General features: G+C 70.7%; 16 protein-coding genes. 8 read left to right on the top strand and 8 right to left on the bottom strand.

Features of this window, described 5'->3' with window-relative positions; translation table 11 throughout:
• The first annotated feature begins 14 nt into the window (after positions 1–14).
• The 8 genes from AMK58_RS26000 to AMK58_RS26035 all read left to right on the top strand — a co-directional run bounded on the left by AMK58_RS26000 (position 15) and on the right by AMK58_RS26035 (position 7,787).
• On the top strand, positions 15–2,384 hold the full coding sequence (locus AMK58_RS26000; protein WP_035682132.1) for a xanthine dehydrogenase family protein molybdopterin-binding subunit: 2,370 nt from the start codon (positions 15–17) through the stop codon (positions 2,382–2,384).
• Positions 2,381–3,193 carry an FAD binding domain-containing protein gene (locus AMK58_RS26005; protein WP_035682134.1) on the top strand — a complete coding sequence of 271 codons (813 nt, stop codon included), beginning with the start codon at positions 2,381–2,383 and terminating at the stop codon, positions 3,191–3,193. Before AMK58_RS26000 ends, AMK58_RS26005 begins: the two co-directional genes overlap by 4 nt.
• Positions 3,190–3,678: a (2Fe-2S)-binding protein gene (locus AMK58_RS31885; protein WP_035682136.1), complete on the top strand. Its 489-nt coding sequence runs from the start codon at positions 3,190–3,192 to the stop codon at positions 3,676–3,678. The genes AMK58_RS26005 and AMK58_RS31885 overlap by 4 nt, the downstream gene beginning before the upstream one ends.
• 4 nt (positions 3,679–3,682) lie before the next feature.
• Complete coding sequence (locus AMK58_RS31890) at positions 3,683–4,330, top strand: SRPBCC family protein (RefSeq protein WP_051140917.1); 648 nt, start codon at positions 3,683–3,685, stop codon at positions 4,328–4,330.
• A 67-nt stretch (positions 4,331–4,397) separates the two neighbouring features.
• Positions 4,398–5,579, top strand: a complete 1,182-nt coding sequence (locus AMK58_RS26020) for an amidase (RefSeq protein ID WP_059399730.1) — start codon at positions 4,398–4,400, stop codon at positions 5,577–5,579.
• Complete coding sequence (gene hpxZ / locus AMK58_RS26025) at positions 5,576–5,956, top strand: oxalurate catabolism protein HpxZ (protein WP_035682152.1); 381 nt, start codon at positions 5,576–5,578, stop codon at positions 5,954–5,956. The genes AMK58_RS26020 and hpxZ overlap by 4 nt, the downstream gene beginning before the upstream one ends.
• A gap of 96 nt (positions 5,957–6,052) precedes the next feature.
• Positions 6,053–6,538, top strand: a complete 486-nt coding sequence (locus tag AMK58_RS26030) for a MarR family winged helix-turn-helix transcriptional regulator (RefSeq protein WP_051140919.1) — start codon at positions 6,053–6,055, stop codon at positions 6,536–6,538.
• Between the two features lie 49 nt (positions 6,539–6,587).
• The gene (locus AMK58_RS26035) at positions 6,588–7,787 is read left to right on the top strand and encodes a YlbE family protein (RefSeq protein ID WP_059399641.1); all 1,200 of its coding nucleotides are present in this window, start codon (positions 6,588–6,590) and stop codon (positions 7,785–7,787) included.
• Positions 7,788–7,816: 29 nt separating this feature from the next.
• Here AMK58_RS26035 and AMK58_RS26040 read toward each other — a convergent pair whose 3' ends face one another.
• The 8 genes from AMK58_RS26040 to AMK58_RS26075 all read right to left on the bottom strand — a co-directional run bounded on the left by AMK58_RS26040 (position 7,817) and on the right by AMK58_RS26075 (position 17,486).
• Positions 7,817–8,761 (bottom strand): electron transfer flavoprotein subunit alpha/FixB family protein, encoded by a 945-nt coding sequence (locus AMK58_RS26040; protein ID WP_059399642.1) that lies wholly within the window; start codon positions 8,759–8,761, stop codon positions 7,817–7,819.
• A 35-nt stretch (positions 8,762–8,796) separates the two neighbouring features.
• Positions 8,797–9,561 carry an electron transfer flavoprotein subunit beta/FixA family protein gene (locus AMK58_RS26045; protein ID WP_035677218.1) on the bottom strand — a complete coding sequence of 255 codons (765 nt, stop codon included), beginning with the start codon at positions 9,559–9,561 and terminating at the stop codon, positions 8,797–8,799.
• Positions 9,562–9,591: 30 nt separating this feature from the next.
• Entirely contained in the window at positions 9,592–11,043 is a 1,452-nt protein-coding gene (locus tag AMK58_RS26050; RefSeq protein WP_079285096.1) for an FAD-binding oxidoreductase, read from the bottom strand.
• A gap of 29 nt (positions 11,044–11,072) precedes the next feature.
• Complete coding sequence (locus AMK58_RS26055; protein ID WP_059399643.1) at positions 11,073–12,527, bottom strand: aldehyde dehydrogenase family protein; 1,455 nt, start codon at positions 12,525–12,527, stop codon at positions 11,073–11,075.
• A 153-nt stretch (positions 12,528–12,680) separates the two neighbouring features.
• Positions 12,681–13,664, bottom strand: a complete 984-nt coding sequence (locus tag AMK58_RS26060) for a ketopantoate reductase family protein (protein WP_035678508.1) — start codon at positions 13,662–13,664, stop codon at positions 12,681–12,683.
• Between the two features lie 25 nt (positions 13,665–13,689).
• Positions 13,690–15,480, bottom strand: a complete 1,791-nt coding sequence (locus AMK58_RS26065; protein WP_059399732.1) for a TRAP transporter large permease — start codon at positions 15,478–15,480, stop codon at positions 13,690–13,692.
• Positions 15,481–15,649: 169 nt separating this feature from the next.
• Entirely contained in the window at positions 15,650–16,270 is a 621-nt protein-coding gene (locus AMK58_RS26070; protein WP_035671138.1) for a TRAP transporter small permease subunit, read from the bottom strand.
• Positions 16,271–16,400: 130 nt separating this feature from the next.
• On the bottom strand, positions 16,401–17,486 hold the full coding sequence (locus AMK58_RS26075; protein WP_035671091.1) for a TRAP transporter substrate-binding protein: 1,086 nt from the start codon (positions 17,484–17,486) through the stop codon (positions 16,401–16,403).
• Positions 17,487–17,643: the final 157 nt, after the last annotated feature.

Here is a 17,643-nt window from a genome sequence, read left to right on the forward strand (position 1 = left end):
GAGAGGGTCAGGGAATGGGAGAGGTTAGCACCGCTGGATCGGGCGCCGGTTCCGGCGTCGGCGCCAGGGTCCGCCGCAAGGAGGACGACCGGCTGCTGCGCGGGCGGGGCCGCTTCGTCGGCGACATCGCCCTGGTCGGCATGAAGGAATTGGCCTTCGTGCGCAGCCCGGTCGCCCACGCCACCATCACCGGCATCGAGATCCCGGAGGAGCACCGCGGCGCCGTCTTCACCTGGGCGGACTTGGCGGCGGGCGGCGTCAAGCCGATCCGCGCCGTGTCGGGCCTGCCCGGCTTCAAGGTGTCGGAGCAGCCGGCGCTGGCCGACGGCAAGGTCCGCTTCGTCGGTGAGCCGGTGGCCGTCTGCGTCGCTGCCACCCGCGCCGAGGCCGAGGACATCGCGGCGTCTGTCTTCGTCGATTACGCCGAGCTGCCGGTGAATTCCGACATGCTAGAGGCGGTGACGCCGGGCGCGCCGAAGGTGCACGACCACTGGCCGGACAACGTCTTCCTGGAGACCAACGTCGGCGGGAACATCGCGGAGATCGCCGCCACCGCCCCGGTCAAGGTCTCGCGGACCATCCGCACGGCGCGCCAGTGCATGGTGCCGCTGGAGGGCAAGGGCGTGGTCGCCCATTGGGACCGCCACGTCGAGCAGCTCGTCCTGACCACCTCGACCCAGATGCCGCACATCGTGCGCGCTGGCCTGTCGGAATGCCTGGACCTCGACCAGGGGCTGATCCGCGTGGTGGCGCCGGACGTCGGCGGCGGCTTTGGCTGGAAGGGCCTGCTCCAGCCGGAGGAGATCGTGGCCGCCTGGATCGCCATGCGGCTCGACCGTCCCGTCCGCTGGACCGAGGACCGGCGGGAGCATCTGGTCGCCGCCGCCAACGCCCGCGAGCACCATTACGAGATCACCGCCTACGCCGACGCGCGCGGGCGGCTGCTGGGGATCGAGGCCGACGCCTGGGTCGATGCCGGGGCCTACTCCGTCTATCCCTTCTCGGCCTGCCTGGAGGCGGCGCAGGTCGGCAGCATCCTGCCCGGTCCCTACGACTTCGCCCATTACCGCTGCCGCACCTTCTCCGTCTGCACCAACAAGCCGCCGATCGTTCCCTACCGCGGCGTGGCGCGCACCGGCGTGTGCTTCGCCATGGAGCAGATGATCGACGCCGTGGCCGACGCCGTGGGGCGGGAGCCGTGGCAGGTCCGGCTGGAAAACCTCGTCCCGCCGGAGAAGATGCCCTTCGACAACGTGACGAAGAAGCATTTCGACAGCGGCGACTATCCGGAATCCGTCCGCCGCGCCGTCGCCGCCATCGAGCTTGAGGGCTGGCGCGCCCGCCAAAAGGCGGGAGAGCCGGATGGGCGTCTGATCGGCGTCGGCTTCGCCACCTATTGCGAGCAGTCGGCCCACGGCACCGCCGTCTATCACGGCTGGGGCATCCCCATGGTGCCGGGGCACGAGCAGGCGCAGGCCCGCATCACCCCGGACGGCGGGCTGGAGCTGCGCGTCGGCGTGCAGTCGCACGGCCAGAGCATGGAGACCACCTTCGCCCAGGTCGCCCACGAGGTGCTGGGCATCCCGCTGGAGAAGATCAAGCTGGTGCACGGCGACACCGGCCTGACGCCCTATTCGACGGGCACCTGGGGGTCGCGCAGCATGGTCATGGCCGGCGGCGCCGTCGCCACCGCCTGCCGCACGCTGGCCGAGCGGCTGCGCAAGATCGGCGCGCACCTGATGCAGGCCGGGCCGGACGGGGTGGTTCTGGAGGGCGGGTCGGTGAAGGCCGGGGCCGCCGCGGTGACCATCCGCGAGATCGCCCACACCTGGTACCGCGCGCCGCAGCTCCTTCCCGCCGACGTGGACCGCGGCGGGCTGGAGGTCACCGCCGGCTACAAGCCGGGCAGCGACCACGGCACCTTCTCCTACGCCACCCACGCCGTGGCGGTGGCCGTGGACCCGGAGATCGGGCAGGTCGAGATTCTCGATTACGTGGTGGTCGAGGACGCCGGGACCATGGTCAACCCGATGGTCGTCGACGGCCAGATCTACGGCGGCGTCGCCCAGGGCGTCGGCACCGCGCTCTACGAGCGTATGCCCTACGACGCGGAGGGCCAGCCGCTCGCCTCCACCTTCGCGGATTACCTGATCCCCGGTTTCACCGAGGTCCCGCACGTAAGGATCATCCACATGCTGACCCCCTCGCCCTACACCGAGTTCGGCGTGAAGGGCATCGGCGAGGGCGGCGCCATCGCCCCGCCGGCGGCGATTTGCAACGCCATCAACGACGCGCTGAAGCCGCTGGGAGTCATCGTGACGAACGCGCCGATGACGCCCGAAGTGATTCTCTCCGCCATTGCGGGCGAGCGGGGTGCGGCATGAAGGCGGTCGATTTCGACTACGCCCAGCCGGCGACGCTGGACGCGGCGCTGGAACTTCTGTCCCGCGAGGACGTGATGGTGCGGCCCGTCGCCGGCTCCCAGTCGCTCGGCCCCATGCTGAACCTGCGGCTGGCCCAGCCGGAGCTGCTGGTGGACATCACCCGCATCGCCGAGCTTCAAACGATCCGCCAGGAGGGCGACCGGCTGGTCATCGGCGCCTGCGTCACCCACGCGCGGCTGGAGGACGGCGACTACCCGGACGTGACGCGCGGCGTGCTTCCCAGCGTGGCGGCGGTGATCGCCTACCGCGCGGTGCGCAACCGTGGCACCATCGGCGGCAGCCTCGCCCACGCCGACCCGGCGGCGGACTGGGTGAACGTCCTGACCGCGCTCGGCGCCGACGTGGTGATCGCCGGCCCGGGCGGGCGGCGCAGCGTGCCGATGACCGATTTCATCCTGGGCGTCTTCGAGACGGCCCTGCAACCGGGCGAGATCGTCGCGGAAATCCATGTGCCCGCCCTGTCCGACCGGGCGCGCTGGGGCTATTACAAGGTCTGCCGCAAGACCGGCGAGTTCTCCCACGCCACCGGGGCGGTGCTGATCGACCCGGCCCGCGGCGTCCAGCGCTGCGTCGCCGGGGCGACCTCCGGCAAGCCGGTGGTGATCGACGGCCCGGCCCTGTTCGAGGGCGGCTGCACCGAGGCGGCGCTGGCCGCGCATCTGGCCGGCAGCCCCGCCGCGGACGACCCCATCGCCCTTCGGACCCACACCGTCGCGCTGAAGCGCGCCATCGCGCAGGTGATGTCATGAGCGCCCACGCCAAAAGCATTTCCCTGACCGTCAACGGCACGCGCGTCGAGGCCAGCGTGCCGCCGCGCCAGCATCTCGGCGACTTCCTGCGCGAGCGGGAGCTGCTGACCGGCACCCATCTGGGCTGCGAGCACGGCGTGTGCGGCGCCTGCACCATCCTGATCGACGGCGAGCCGGCGCGCTCCTGCATCACCTTCGCGGTGGCCTGCGACGGGCGGTCCGTCACTACGGTGGAGGGGCTGGACGACGACCCCGTCGCCACGGAGCTGCGCGAGGCCTTCTCCGCCGAGCACGGGCTGCAATGCGGCTTCTGCACGCCGGGGATGCTGGTGGCGGCGCGCGACGTGGTGCTGCGCCGCCCGGACGCCGACAACCCGGCGATCCGCACGGCGATGAGCGGCAATCTGTGCCGCTGCACCGGCTATGTCGGGATCGTCAACGCCATCCGCCGCGTCATCGACGCGCGCAACACGAACGCGGGGTAAGCCCATGCCGACCATGACCCAGACCCTTGCCGTCAATTTCCCGCGCGCCCGCGTCTGGCCGCTGCTCGGCGATGTCGAGCAGGTGATTTCCTGCATGCCCGGCGCCTCGCTGACCAAGCCGCGCGAGGGCGACCGCATCTTCGGGCAGATGCGCGTGAAGCTCGGTCCCATCGCCGCCGCCTTCGCCGGCGAGGGCACGCTGACGATGGACGAGGCGACCCACACCGGCGTCATCCACGGCCAGGGCACGGACCCCAAGAACAACTCCCGGGCCAAGGCCGACGTGACCTTCGCCGTCGTGGAGGAGGGGCCGGGGACGCGGATCGACCTGACCGTCGATTTCACCCTGACCGGCGTTCTGGCCCAGTTCAGCCGCGGCGCCATCGTGCAGGAGATCGCCAACCGCCTGACCGCCGAGTTCGCCCGCAACCTGGAAGCCAGGCTCGCCGCCACGGCACCGGCGGCGGAGGTGGCGGTGGCTCCGTCCTCGGACGCGGTGGCCGCTCCGGCCCTAGGACCTGCTTCCGAGTCCGCCCCCGAACCCGCCAAGGAACTGAACGCAGGCAATCTGCTGTGGGTGATGCTGAAAGACTGGCTGCGTGGCCTCTTCGGCGGCCGCTCTCTGCAAGACAACCACGGCCGTTCCCGATAAACCCTCTCCCGCCCCGGGAGAGGGGATTGCCGTGCCGTTTGCCGAACGTGAGATTGACCACCGCATCATGCCGAACGACCCCCTGAACGCCTTCGTCCCCTACGGCCGGACCGAGGTCGCCGGAGCCGCAAGCGGCCCGCTGGCCGGGCTGCGCTTCGCGGTGAAGGACCTGTTCCACATCGCCGGCCTGCCCACCGGGGCCGGCAACCCGGACTGGCTGCGCACCCACGAGGTCCCGCGGGAGACCGCGCCCGCCGTGCAGCGGCTGCTCGATGCCGGGGCGCGCGTCGCCGGCAAGACGCTGACCGACGAGTTGGCCTGGAGCCTGGCCGGCGAGAACGCCCATTACGGCACGCCGGAGAACCCGAAGGCGCCCGGCCGCATTCCCGGCGGCTCCTCCAGCGGGTCGGCCGCGGCGGTGGCGGGCGGGGCGGTGGACTTCGCCATCGGGACCGACACCGGCGGGTCGATCCGCCTGCCGGCGAGCTATTGCGGCCTCTACGGCATCCGGCCCAGCCATGGGGCGGTTCCGCTGGACGGCTCCGTTCCCTTGGCGCCGAGCTTCGACACGGTGGGCTGGTTTGCCTGGGAGGCGTCGCTGCTCCGCCGCGTCGGAGCGGTGCTGCTGCCCCCGTCGTCCACCCTGGGGCCCGATCCGGCCTTCCGCCGCCTGCTGGTCGCCGAGGACGCCTTCGCCATCGCCGGGGAGGCGGTGCGATCCGCCCTCGCCCCGGCCGTGGAGCGGCTGCGCGGGCGGTTCGGGGCGGTGGACGCCGTGACGCTGGCCCCGGAGGGGCTGGAGCAATGGCGTCCGGTCTTCCAGACGGTCCAGGCCGCCGAGGCCTGGGCGGCGCACGGCGCCTGGATCACGGCGACGAAGCCGACCTTCGGACCGGGCGTGCGCGACCGCTTCGCCGCGGCCGCCACGCTCGACCCCGCCCTGACCCGCGCGGCGGCGCAGACGCGGGAGGGCATCCGGCGGCGGATGGACGACCTGCTGGGGACGGACGGGCTGATCGTCCTGCCCAGCGCGCCGGGCATCGCGCCGCTGCGCGGCTCCTCAGGGGCGGCGGTGGACGCGGAGCGCGGACGGGCGCTGGCGATCCTCTGCCCTGCCGGTCTGGCCGGGCTGCCGCAACTCTCCATTCCCGCAGCGCGGCTCCAGGGCTGCCCGCTCGGCCTGTCGCTCATCGGCCCGCGCGGCAGCGACTCCGCGCTTCTCGCCATCGCCGAGGACCTCTTTGCATGACGCTTGAGATCAACATCCCCGAGGTGGTGGCCGAGGTCACCGCCGCCTTCGAGCGCTACGAGCGCGCGCTGACCGGCAACGACGTGGCGGTTCTGGACGAGCTGTTCTGGAACCACCCGGCGACCCTGCGCTACGGCGTGGGCGAGAATTTGTACGGCTACGACGCCATCGCCGCCTTCCGCCAGGGCCGCCCGGCGGCGGGGCTGGACCGGAGCCTGCGCAACACCGTCATCACCACCTATGGCCGCGACATGGCGACCGCCAACACCGAGTTCACCCGCCCCTCCACCGAGCGCGTCGGGCGGCAGAGCCACACCTGGGTCCGCATGCCGGAGGGCTGGCGGATCGTCGCGGCGCATGTGTCGCTGATGGGCTAGGCGCCACCGCCTTCCGGCCCGCTTGCCGATCCTCCGGCCCGCCGCCATCCTCACTGACAGTCGCTTTCCCAAACCCGCTCCGACGGACCGCCCGCGATGACCTTAGACGACCCCCTGATCGAAGAGGCGTACCGCGTCCTGGCGGAGCGTCCCGGATTCCTCATCCGCCGCTTGCACCAGATCCACGTGGCCATGTTCATGGAGGAGTGCGCGGAGTTCAACATGACCCCCGTCCAGTACAGCGTGCTGACCGCCCTGGTGGACCGGCCCGACCTGGATCAGGTGACGCTGGGCGCCCAGATCGGCATCGACCGCACGACCACGGCGGGCGTTCTGGCCCGGCTGGCCGAGCGCGGTCTGATCCAGCGCCGGGCCAGTCCAGTGGACAAGCGCATGAAGCTGGCCGCCATCACCGCGGAGGGGCGGAAACTGCTGCGCCGCATGGACAAGAAGGCCCAGCGCGCCCACGACCGCACCATCGCGCCGCTGCCCAAGGAGGACCGGGCGGTCTTCCTGCGCTACCTGCTGCATCTGGTCGACGCCAGCAACGGCTACGGCCGTGCGCCCCTGCATCTGCCGTAAAACCCCCTCTCCCGCCCCGGAAGAGGGGTTGAACGCAAGGACACACGCGATGAACGACGCCACCGCGCGGGCCGTGGAACGGATGCTGGCCGCCGATCCGGTGTGGACGGAGACCGGAACCGCCGGGGAGCGGATCGGGCTGGACCGCCACACGCTGCTGCACGCCGGACCGCCCTTCGCCGATCCGGCGGAAATCTGCCCGCCGATCCTCAACGCCGCCGCAGCGGCGCTGCTGTTCGAAGGCATGGCCGGCAGCGTGGAGGAGGCCCGCGCCATGGTGCGGAGCGGCACCGTGACGCTGCGCCCGGCCCAGGACTTCGGCGTGGTCACCCCGCTCGCCGCCGTCGTGTCGCGGTCGATGTGGCTGCATGTGGTGGAGGATGCCGGCGGCTCCGGCGCCCGCGCCTACAGCCCGCTCAACGAGGGCGGCGGTCCCGCCCTGCGCTTCGGGATCGTCAGCGGCGCGGTGGTGGAGCGGCTGCGCCTGCTGCATGGAACGGTTGGCCCGGCGCTGGCCGGGATCGGGCCGGTGGCGCTGTCCGCCATCGCCCGCGAGGCGATGGAGCAAGGGGACGAGCTGCACGGGCGCGTCGGGGTGGCTTCGGCGCTGCTGACCGAGACGCTGGTGTCGCGGCTGGGCGGGACCGGTGGGGTCTGTGCGTTCCTGAAGGAGGCCGGGCAGTTCTTCCTCAACCCCTGGATGGCCGCCTGCAAAACGATGCTGCTGGCCGGCGACGGGGTGCCGGGCGCGGCGCTGGTGACGGCGGCGGGCGGCAACGGGGTGCGCTTCGGGCTGCGCCTGTCGGGCATGATGGGCGAGGGCTGGGCGAGCGCGCCGGTGGCGGCGCCTCAGGGGCCGGACATCGGTGCTTCACGCCCGCGCCTGCCGGCGATCGGGGACAGCGCCGTCATCGACGCGCTGGGCTTCGGCGCGCTGGCGCTCGACGCCGCGCCGCTGCTGCGGGCGGAGCTGGGGGCGGCGGCCGAGACGGCCATCGCTGCGGCGGACCGGCTGCTCTGCGCCGACCACCCCGTCCACGGGCGGCGCGTCGGGCTGGACGCCCGCGCCGTGCTGCTGGGCGGTCCGGTGCCCCCGGTCTGTCTGGCCGCCCTGCACGCGGCGGGGGAGGACGGGATCGTCGGGCGCGGCCTCGCCTGGCACCCGCCCTCCTGCCACGCCGAAGCGGTGGCGGCCGTGGACCGGCTGAGCCGCGCCGGTTTCCCGGACGCCCCCGACCGTCGCGCCTGACGTCCGGGGGACCGGCGACGCCTATGGCGTCACAGCGCGGCCGTCAGCTCCGGCACCGCCTTGAAGAGGTCGGCGACGAGGCCGTAGTCGGCGACCTGGAAGATCGGCGCCTCCTCGTCCTTGTTGATGGCGACGATGACCTTGCTGTCCTTCATGCCGGCGAGGTGCTGGATGGCACCGGAGATGCCGACGGCGATGTACAGCTCGGGCGCCACGATCTTGCCGGTCTGGCCGACCTGGTAGTCGTTCGGCACGAAGCCGGCGTCCACCGCCGCCCGGCTGGCGCCGACCGCCGCCCCCAGCTTGTCGGCCAGCGCTTCCAGGAGCTTGAAGTTCTCGCCCGACTGCATGCCGCGGCCGCCCGAGACGACGATCTTGGCCTGCGTCAGCTCCGGACGCTCCGACTTGGTCAGCTCCTGGCCGACGAACTTGGCGGAGCCGGCGTCGCCCGTCCCGGCGATGCTCTCGACCGTCGCCGAGCCGCCCGTCGCGGCGGCCGCCTCGAAGGCGGTGGTGCGCACCGTGACGACCTTGATCGGGTCGGCGGACTTCACCGTGGCGATGGCGTTGCCGGCGTAGATCGGCCGCTCGAAGGTGTCGGCGGAGACCACCCCGGTGATGTCGGAGATCGCCGCGACGTCGAGCAGCGCGGCGACCCGCGGCAGCAGGTTCTTGCCCTCCGACGAGGCGGCGGCCAGAAGATGTTCATACTTTTCGGGGCCGTAGCCCTTGGCGAGATTGACGACCAGCGGCGCGACGTTCTCCGGCAGCGGATGGGCGTAGGCCGCGTCGTCGGCCAGCAGCACCTTGGCCACCCCGGCGATCTTGGACGCCGCCTCGGCGACGGCCTGCGCCCCCTGGCCGGCGACCAGCACATGGATGTCGCCGCCGATCTTGGCGGCGGCGCTGACCGCGTTCAGCGTGGCGGCCTTCAGCGCGGCGTTGTCGTGTTCGGCAATGACGAGAATGGACATGTCAGATCACTTTCCCTTCAAGGCGCATTGGCCCCTCAGATCGCGCGGGCTTCGTTCTTGAGCTTGTCGACCAGGGCGGCCACGTCGGCGACCTTGACGCCGGCCTTGCGCTTGGCCGGCTCGGCGACCTTGAGCGTGGTCAGGCGCGGCGCCACGTCGACACCCAGCGCGTCGGGGGCCAGCGTCTCGATGGGCTTCTTCTTGGCCTTCATGATGTTGGGCAGCGAGGCGTAGCGCGGCTCATTCAGGCGCAGGTCGGCGGTGACGACCGCCGGCAGCGTCAGCTGCACCGTCTCCAGCCCGCCGTCGATCTCGCGGGTCACGGTGACCGAGCCCTCGCCCGGCGCGACCTTGGAGGCGAAGGTGCCCTGCGGCCAGCCCAGCAGGGCGGCGAGCATCTGGCCGGTCTGGTTGCAGTCGTCGTCGATCGCCTGCTTGCCCAGGATGACCAGGCCTATCCCATTTTTATCGGGGCCTTCCTTGTCGACCAGCGCCTTGAGCACCTTGGCGACGGCCAGCGGCTGCGTCTCAGCGTCGGTCTGGACCAGGATGCCGCGGTCGGCGCCCATGGCGAGGCCGGTGCGCAGCGTCTCCTGCGCGGCCGTCGGGCCGACGGTGACCACGATGACCTCGGTCGCCTTGCCGGCTTCCTTGAGGCGGACGGCCTCTTCGACGGCGATCTCGTCGAAGGGGTTCATGCTCATCTTCACGTTGGCGGTCTCAACGCCGGAACCGTCCGCCTTGACGCGGATCTTGACGTTGTAATCGACCACCCGCTTGACCGGGACGAGGACCTTCATGAGTTTCATCCTTGACTGGCGGAACCGCGCTCAGGCGCGCAGGATCTTGCCGGGATTCATGATGTTGTGCGGATCGAAGGCGCGCTTCAGCGTCGCCATCATGTCCAGCTCGACCGCCGACTTGTAGCGCGGCATCTCGTCGATGCGCAGCCGCCCGATGCCGTGCTCGGCGGAGATGGACCCGCCCAGCTCGACGACGATGTCGTGGACGATGGCGTTGACCGTCGCCAGCTTCGCCTTCCATTCGGCCGGGTCGCCGCCCTCCGCCTGGATCGGGTTGAAGTGGATGTTGCCGTCGCCGAGATGGCCGAAGGCGAAGGGGCGGATGCCTGGGCATTCCCGCTCCAGCGCCGCGTTCGCGCGGTCGAGGAAGCGCGCCACGCGGGAGATCGGCACCGACACGTCGTGCTTGAAGGACACGCCCTCGCGCTTCTGGCCCTCCGGGATGCCCTCGCGGATGCGCCACAGCGAATCGGCCTGGGCCTTGGAGGCGGCGACGACGCCGTCCAGCACCTCGCCGGCCTCCATGCCCGCCTCCAGGATGCCTTCCAGCATCTCCATCAGGCGGTTGCCGCCGTCTTGGTCGGCCAGCTCGACCAGCACGTACCAGGGATAACGGTCGCGCAGCGGGTCGGGTACGTCCGGCACATGGCGGCGGGCCACGTCGATGCAGTCGCGCTGGATCAGCTCGAAGGTGATGATGCGGTCGCCGGCCACGCCCTTGGCGCGGGTCAGCAGATCGACGGCGTCGCTGGGGGCCGACACCGCGACCAGCGCCGTGGCGGTGGCGCGCGGCAGCGGCGACAGCTTCAGCACCGCGGCGGTGACGATGCCGAGCGTGCCCTCCGACCCGATGAAGATCTGCTTCATGTCGTAGCCGGCGTTGTCCTTGCGCAGCCCGCGCAGCCCGTCCCAGATCCGCCCGTCGGGCAGCACCACCTCCAGCCCGGCGACGAGGTTGCGCATGTTGCCGTAGCGCACGACCTGCACGCCGCCGGCGTTGGTGGCGATGTTGCCGCCGATCTGGCAGGAGCCCTCGGCGGCGAGGCTCATCGGGAACAGCCGGCCGATGTCGCGCGCCGCGTTCTGGATGTTGGCGAGGATGCAGCCGGCCTCCACCGTCATCGTGTCGTTGTCGATGTCGATCTCGCGGATGCGGTTCAGCCGGTTGGTCGAGAGGACGATCTCCGTCCCGTCGGCGTGCGGCTGGCTGGCTCCGGTCAGGCCGGTGTTGCCGCCCTGGGGCACGATGGGGGTGCGCGTCTCGGCGCAGATGCGCACCACCGCGGCCAGCGCCTCGGTGCTGTCGGGCAGAACCACGGCGGGCGAGCGGCCGACCCAGCCATCGCGCCAGGATTCCATGAAGGGCTGCATGGTGCCGGGGTCGGTGATCAGCCCGCGGTCGCCGACAATGGCGTGGATGGGGGCGAGCACGGCCGTCGCGAAGTCCGGCCGCCCGGCGGTCAGGGTGTGGTTGGACAAGAAGGCTCTCCCTGGGCTTCGGTTCGGCGTCACAGCGCGCGATAGGCCGTCTTGATGATGGTGTAGAACTCGATGGCGGAGCGTCCCTGCTCGCGCGGGCCGTAGCTCGACATCTTCCGGCCGCCGAAGGGGACGTGGTAGTCGACGCCGGCCGTCGGCAGGTTCAGCATGGTCATGCCGGCCTGGATGTTGGCCTGGAAGTGGCGGGCGTGCTTCATCGAGTTGGTGATGATGCCCGACGACAGGCCGTAGTCGGTGTCGTTGGCCACCGCCAGGGCTTCTTCGTAATCCTTGACGCGGATGACGCTGGCGACCGGGCCGAAGACCTCTTCCCGGTTGATGGTCATGGCGTTGCTGGTTTCGGTGAACAGCGTCGGGGCGAGGAACCAGCCGCGCGTCGGCCGGTCCAGCCGCCCGCCGCCGGAGGCCAACTGCGCGCCTTCCTTCAAACCGGTGTCGATGTATTGCAGGTTCTTGGTGAGCTGGAACTCGTCGATGACCGGACCGATCTGCGTCTCCGGCAACAGGGCGTGGCCGACGCGCAGCGCCGCCATCCGCTCCGTCATCGCGGCGACGAAGGCGTCGTGGATCGAATCCTCGACGATGAAGCGACCGGTGGCGGTGCAGCGCTGGCCGGCGTGGAAATAGGCGCTGTTGACGCCGATCTCGGCGGCGCGCTCCGGGTCGGCGTCGCCCAGCACGACCAGCGGGTTCTGGCCGCCCAGCTCCAGCTGGACGCGGATCATGCGTTCCGCGCAGCGGACGGCGATGCGCCGCCCGGTGTTGACCGAGCCGGTGAAGGACACGGCGTCCACCGTGTCGACCACGGCGGCGCCGACATTCGGGCCGGCGCCGATCACCAGATTGAACAGGCTGCTGGGCATGCCGTGGGCTTCCAGCGCCTCCGCGATGAGGCGGGTGACGGCGATGGAGATGCCGGGGGTCTTCTCCGACGGCTTCCAGATCACCGCGTTGCCGAAGGCCAGCGCCGGGGCGATCTTCCACATCGGCGTGGCGACCGGGAAGTTCCAGGGCGTGACGAGGCCAATGACGCCGACCGGCTCGCGCGTCACGTCAACCTCGACGCCCGGCCGGACCGAGCCCAGCGTCTCGCCGGGCGCGCGCAGCGCCTCGGCGGCGAAGAAGCGGGCGAGGTGGGCGGCGCGGGTGATCTCGCCCAGCGCGTCGGGGATGGTCTTGCCGCCCTCGGTCGCGGCGATGAGGGCCAGTTCGTCCTTGCGGTCGAACAGCGCGCGGGAGATGGAGTCGAGCACCAGCGAGCGCTGCTCCACCGTGGCGGCGCGCCATTGCGGCTGGGCGCCGCGCGCCGCGGCCACGGCCTCCGCCACGTCGTCGGCGCCGGCCAGCGAGTAGGAGCCGGCCAGTTCGTCGAGGTTCGACGGGTTGAAAATGTCGAGCCGGTCACGGCCCGGACGCCAGGAGCCGGCGATGAAGTTGGTGATGCGATCGGAAGCGGGGGACATGTCGTTTTTTCTCCGGGGACGTTCTTTGGTGGCGCTGGTCCTTGCCCCCACCCCGGCCCTCCCCCGCTGCGCAGGGGAGGGGGATTTTCGCGAAGCGGCGGCAGTCCCCTCCCCTGCGACAGCGGAGGAGGGTTAGGGTGGGGGCCTGTGCGCTCAGTCGGCGCGCGCCACCCGCTCCTTCAGGGCGGTCAGCGCCCACAATGTTTCGATGGTCGGCACCGGCACGCCGCGGCGGCGGGCCAACTCCAGGACGGTGGTCACGATGGGGTCGATCTCCATGCTGCGCCCCGCTTCGAAATCCTGGAGCATCGACGGCTTGTGGCCGGGCACGCCGCTGCCCCGGCTCAGCCGCTCGTCGATGTCGTCGGGCAGGGCGACGCCCCAGGCCTGGGCGACGTTCAGGCATTCGCGCATCAGCCGGCCCTGGACGGCGGCCATGCCGGGGGCCTGCTCCATGGCACCCATGGTGGCGCCGGTCAGCACGCTGGTCGGGCCGACCGCCATGTTGAGCATCAGCTTGCTCCACAGCGGCACGCGGATGTCGGCGGGCAGGCGCGCGGTGGCGCCCGCCGCGTTGAAGGAATCCGCCAGGGCCGCCAGCTTCTCCGCGTGGTCGCCGGGCCGGGGGGCGCCGAAGGCCAGCACCGGCAGGGCGGTGTGGGCGACGACTCCCGGCTCGACGATGCGGGCGGGCAGCACCTCCATCACGCAGGCAGCGACCCGCTCCGGGCCGATGGCCGCCCAGATGGCGCCGCCGGGATCGACCACCTCCAGCGGTTCCGGCGTCACGCCGTCGCCGGCGCCGTACAGATACCACCAGGGAATGCCGTTCTGCGCCGCCACCACCAGCGTGTCCGGCCCGCACAGCGCCGGGAAGGACGCGGCCAGGGCCGGCAGCCCGTGCCCCTTCACCGTGACGATCACCACATCCTGAGGGCCGAGATCTTCGGCGGAGTCGCTGGCCCGCGGCCGACTGGTCAGCGTCCCCTTCGGCGTCTGCACGGTCAGCCCGCCCTCGCGGATCGCCGCGAGATGGGCGCCGCGGGCCAGCAGCGACAGCTCGTGCCGGCCCGTGGCGGCGAGATACCCGGCCAGCGCGCCGCCAACGGCCCCGGCTCCTACGACGGCGATGCGCATGTCGCTCTCCCTCTCTCGGTCTCGATCACTTGAATTCCAGCGGCGGCAGGTCGTCGTTCAGGTCGCCGCCGAGGCCCTTGAACTGCTCTTCGATCTGCTTGTCGTCGAGCTTGGTGGCGGTCGACTTGTAGTGCATGACCATCTGCGGGAAGGCGATCACCAGGGCCACCATGACGAGCTGGATGACCACGAAGGGCACAGCACCCCAGTAGATCTGGCTGGTCAGGACGGGGGCCGTCTCCTTCTTCGTGATGCGGTCGATGTAGGGCACCTTCGGCGCCACCGAGCGCAGGAAGAACAGCGAGAAGCCGAAGGGCGGGTGCATGAAGCTGGTCTGCATGTTCACCGCCAGGATGACGCCGAACCACACCAGATCGATGCCCAGACGATCCGCCGCTGGGGCCAGCAGCGGGATGACGATGAAGGCCAGCTCGAAGAAGTCGAGGAAGAAGGCCAGCAGGAAGACCATCACGCTGACCGCGATCAGGAAGCCCATCTGCCCGCCGGGCAGCGAGACCATCAGCTCCTCGACCCAGATGTGGCCGTTGACGCCGTAGAAGGTCAGCGAGAACACCCGTGCGCCGATCAGGATGAACAGCACGAAGGCCGCCAGCTTGGCCGTCGAATAGGTGGCCTGCTGCACCATGTCGAAGTTCAGGCGCTTCTTCATGGCCGCCAGCGCCAGCGCGCCGACGGCGCCCATGGCGCCGCCCTCGGTCGGGGTGGCGAGGCCGATGAAGATGGTGCCCAGCACCAGGAAGATCAGCGCCAGCGGCGGCACCATGACGAAGGTCGCCTGCTCGGCCATGCGGGAGATCAGGCGACGGCCGGTCGCCCGCTCCACCACCGCCACCGTCAGGGCGTAGAGCGCGCCCGCCGCGATGGAGTCACCGATCAGGGCCAGGGTGGTCCATTCGTTGACCGTCAGCCACGCCGCCGCCGCGGTCAGCGCCGCCGTGGCGATGGTCTGCAGGACGAGGCGCTGCGCGCCGAAGCCGCGGTTGAAGGCGGCCGCCAGGAAGGCGACCAGCACCGCCACCGAGAGCAGCAGCACGACGTAGTCGGCGCCGGACTTCACGTCGGTGCGGCCCATCACCCAGGTGGCGACCGCGCCCGCGAACAGGGCCAGCAGGCCGAGCTGCCAGACGCCGCGCGCGCCGTTCGGTTCGCGGTGGGCGATGGCCTCCGGCGGCAGGCCGGGGGCGGCCTTCGGCCAGATCATCGAGACGACGAAGACGTAGAGCGCGTAGAGGCCCGACAGCAGCAGGCCGGGGACGAAGGCGGCCTCGTACATGTCGCCGACCGAGCGGCCGAGCTGGTCGGCCATGACGATCAGCACCAGCGACGGCGGGATGATCTGGGCCAGCGTGCCCGACGCCGCGATGACGCCCGACGCCAGACGGCGGTCGTAGCCGTAGCGCAGCATGATCGGCAGCGAGATCAGGCCCATCGAGATCACCGACGCCGCCACCACGCCGGTCGTCGCGGCGAGCAGAGCGCCGACGAAGATCACCGCGTAGGCCAGGCCGCCGCGGATCGAGCCGAACAGCTGCCCGATGGTGTCGAGCAGATCCTCGGCCATGCCGGACCGCTCCAGCACCAGACCCATGAAGGTGAAGAAGGGCACGGCCAGCAGCACGTCGTTGTTCATCGTGCCGTAGACGCGCTCCGGCAGCGCCTGGAACAGGTCGGGGCGGAACAGCCCGATCTCGATGCCGATCAGGCCGAACAGCAGCCCGTTGGCGGCCAGCGCGAAGGCCACCGGGTAGCCGAGCAGCAGCATCCCGACCAGCGTGGCGAACATGATCGGCGCCATGTTGTGGCCGAACCAGCCGCGCCAGCCGTCCTGTTCGGCGAGCGCCGCGGCGCCGGGCACCGGCAACACGTAGAGCGCCACGGCGACCACCGCCAGCAGCACCAGGGAGATGACGGACAGCCGGACGGCGCGCGGCGAAGGGGTGGGGGAGGTCGTGCTCATCGCGCGGTCACCGGCTGGGAAGGGTATCGGGGTGGGAGGTGCGCTCGCGTTCGGCCGCCAGCAGCCGTTCCGCCTCGGCCTCGGCAGCCGCCAGATGGCCGCCGGCCCGGTGGTTGGGGTCTTCCAGATGGCCGGACATGATCGCGGCGCGCTTGGCCAGCTCGGACAGGCCCTGGATGAACAGCACGGTGAAGCCCAGCGGAATCAGCATCTTCGCCGGCCATTGCGGCAGGCCGCCGGCGTTCATCGACTGCTCCTCGATCGCGTAGGAGGCGATGGCGAAGGGCCAGGAGGTGACCATCATCACGAAGCTGAAGGGCAGCAGGAAGGTCAGATGGCCGAACAGGTCGATGGTGTCGCGGGCGCGCTTGCCGAGCTGCGCGTTCACGATGTCGATGCGGATGTGCTCGTCCTCCTTCAGCGTCCAGGGGGAGCAGAGCAGGAACACCGCGGCGAACAGCACCCATTGCAGTTCGAGCCATGAATTCGAGCTGACGTCGAACATCTTGCGGACGACGGCGTTGACGGCCGACACCAGGATCGCCAGCACGATCAGCCAGGATATCGCCTTGCCCAGCCGCGCGGTGACCGCGTCGACCAGCCGGCAGACCCCGACCAGGGCCGTCATGAAAGGGGAAGCGTTGGGGCTCGGCATGGTGGGCAGGCCCTCCCGAAAAAGCCGGTCGCGCGGAACGCGACGATGCCACGGCCGGGGAGCGGCATACCCGCTCCCCGGTCATGGTTGAGGACGTGCCGGATCAGCGCCGGGCGAGGCGGAGGACGGCGCTGTCGTAGGCGTATTCCGACGCCTGGTTCCACAGGTTCGAATCGTTCTGGAAGCGGCGGTAGCTCTCGTAGAACTTCTTGAAGGTCGGGTTCTTGTCCGACAGCTCGTCGTAAAGCTCCATGGCCGCCTTGTGGCTGGCCTGCAGCACGTCCTGCGGGAAGGCGCGCAGCTTGGCGCCCTTCTCCACCACGCGCTTCAGCGCCGCCGGGTTCAGCACGTCGTAGCGCGCCACGCTGTCGACGTTGGCGAGCGCCGCCGCCGAGGTCAGCGCCGCCTGGTAATGCTTGGGCAGGCTGTTCCAGCGGTTCGTGTTGATGAAGAAATGCTGGAGCGAGGTGCCGTCCCACCAGCCCGGGTAATAGTAGTTCGGCGCGATCTTGTAGAGGCCGAGCTTTTCGTCGTCGTAGGGGCCGTTGAACTCGGCGGCGTCGATGGTGCCGCGCTCCAGCGCCGGGTAGATGTCACCGCCGCTGACCTGCTGCGGCACGACGCCCAGCTTGGACAGGATCTGGCCGCCGAGGCCGGAGATGCGGAACTTCAGCCCCTTGAGGTCTTCCGCATTCTTGATTTCCTTGCGGAACCAGCCGCCCATCTGGGAGCCGGTGTTGCCGCCGGCGAGCGCCTTCAGGTTGTGGCCGGCGTAGAACTCCTCCAGCAGCTTGCCGCCCTCGCCATGGTAGAACCAGGCGTTCTGCTGGCGGGTGTTCAGGCCGAAGGGCAGGCAGCAGCCGAAGGCGAAGCTCGGGTCCTTGCCGACGTAATAGTAGGATGCGGTGTGGGCCATCTCCACCGTGTCGTTGCTGGCGGCGTCGAGCGCCTGCAGCGCCGGGACCAGCTCGCCGGCGGCGAAGACCTGGATCTGGAACTTGCCGTCCGTGGCCTCGGCGATGTTCTTCGCCAGCACTTCGGCGCTGCCGTAGAGCACCTCGATGTTCTTCGGGAAGCTGGACACGCAGCGCCAGCGGATCGTCGGCTCCGACTGGGCGATGGCCGGGGCGGCGAGCGTGGAGGCGCCGGCAACGACGGCGGCACCCTTGAAGAATTGACGGCGCTTCATGTGGATCTTCCTCCCGAGATTTTTGTGGCCGAGATTTTTGTTGCCCGGACGAGGCGATGCCGGCCCGAGGCGCTTGGACCCCGGTGGGTGGCCGGGGAGAGTGTGGTGACCCTGACAGTGGATCAGGCGGCCGCACAGCGGAATGCGTATTGCCGGC

It is taken from the genome of Azospirillum brasilense (genome assembly GCF_001315015.1).
Taxonomy (GTDB): Bacteria; Pseudomonadota; Alphaproteobacteria; order Azospirillales; family Azospirillaceae; genus Azospirillum; species Azospirillum brasilense.

Excerpts from the sequence above, each read along its gene's own strand:
- hpxZ (WP_035682152.1), top strand. The coding sequence starts at position 5,576 with ATGACGCTTGAGATCAACATCCCCGAGGTGGTGGCCGAGGTCACCGCC.
- AMK58_RS26045 (WP_035677218.1), bottom strand. The coding sequence starts at position 9,561 with ATGAAGGTCCTCGTCCCGGTCAAGCGGGTGGTCGATTACAACGTCAAG.
- AMK58_RS31890 (WP_051140917.1), top strand. The coding sequence starts at position 3,683 with ATGCCGACCATGACCCAGACCCTTGCCGTCAATTTCCCGCGCGCCCGC.
- AMK58_RS26075 (WP_035671091.1), bottom strand. The coding sequence starts at position 17,486 with ATGAAGCGCCGTCAATTCTTCAAGGGTGCCGCCGTCGTTGCCGGCGCC.
- AMK58_RS26060 (WP_035678508.1), bottom strand. The coding sequence starts at position 13,664 with ATGCGCATCGCCGTCGTAGGAGCCGGGGCCGTTGGCGGCGCGCTGGCC.
- AMK58_RS26020 (WP_059399730.1), top strand. The coding sequence starts at position 4,398 with ATGCCGAACGACCCCCTGAACGCCTTCGTCCCCTACGGCCGGACCGAG.
- AMK58_RS26035 (WP_059399641.1), top strand. The coding sequence starts at position 6,588 with ATGAACGACGCCACCGCGCGGGCCGTGGAACGGATGCTGGCCGCCGAT.
- AMK58_RS31885 (WP_035682136.1), top strand. The coding sequence starts at position 3,190 with ATGAGCGCCCACGCCAAAAGCATTTCCCTGACCGTCAACGGCACGCGC.
- AMK58_RS26000 (WP_035682132.1), top strand. The coding sequence starts at position 15 with ATGGGAGAGGTTAGCACCGCTGGATCGGGCGCCGGTTCCGGCGTCGGC.
- AMK58_RS26055 (WP_059399643.1), bottom strand. The coding sequence starts at position 12,527 with ATGTCCCCCGCTTCCGATCGCATCACCAACTTCATCGCCGGCTCCTGG.
- AMK58_RS26030 (WP_051140919.1), top strand. The coding sequence starts at position 6,053 with ATGACCTTAGACGACCCCCTGATCGAAGAGGCGTACCGCGTCCTGGCG.
- AMK58_RS26065 (WP_059399732.1), bottom strand. The coding sequence starts at position 15,480 with ATGGCGCCGATCATGTTCGCCACGCTGGTCGGGATGCTGCTGCTCGGC.
- AMK58_RS26040 (WP_059399642.1), bottom strand. The coding sequence starts at position 8,761 with ATGTCCATTCTCGTCATTGCCGAACACGACAACGCCGCGCTGAAGGCC.
- AMK58_RS26070 (WP_035671138.1), bottom strand. The coding sequence starts at position 16,270 with ATGACGGCCCTGGTCGGGGTCTGCCGGCTGGTCGACGCGGTCACCGCG.
- AMK58_RS26005 (WP_035682134.1), top strand. The coding sequence starts at position 2,381 with ATGAAGGCGGTCGATTTCGACTACGCCCAGCCGGCGACGCTGGACGCG.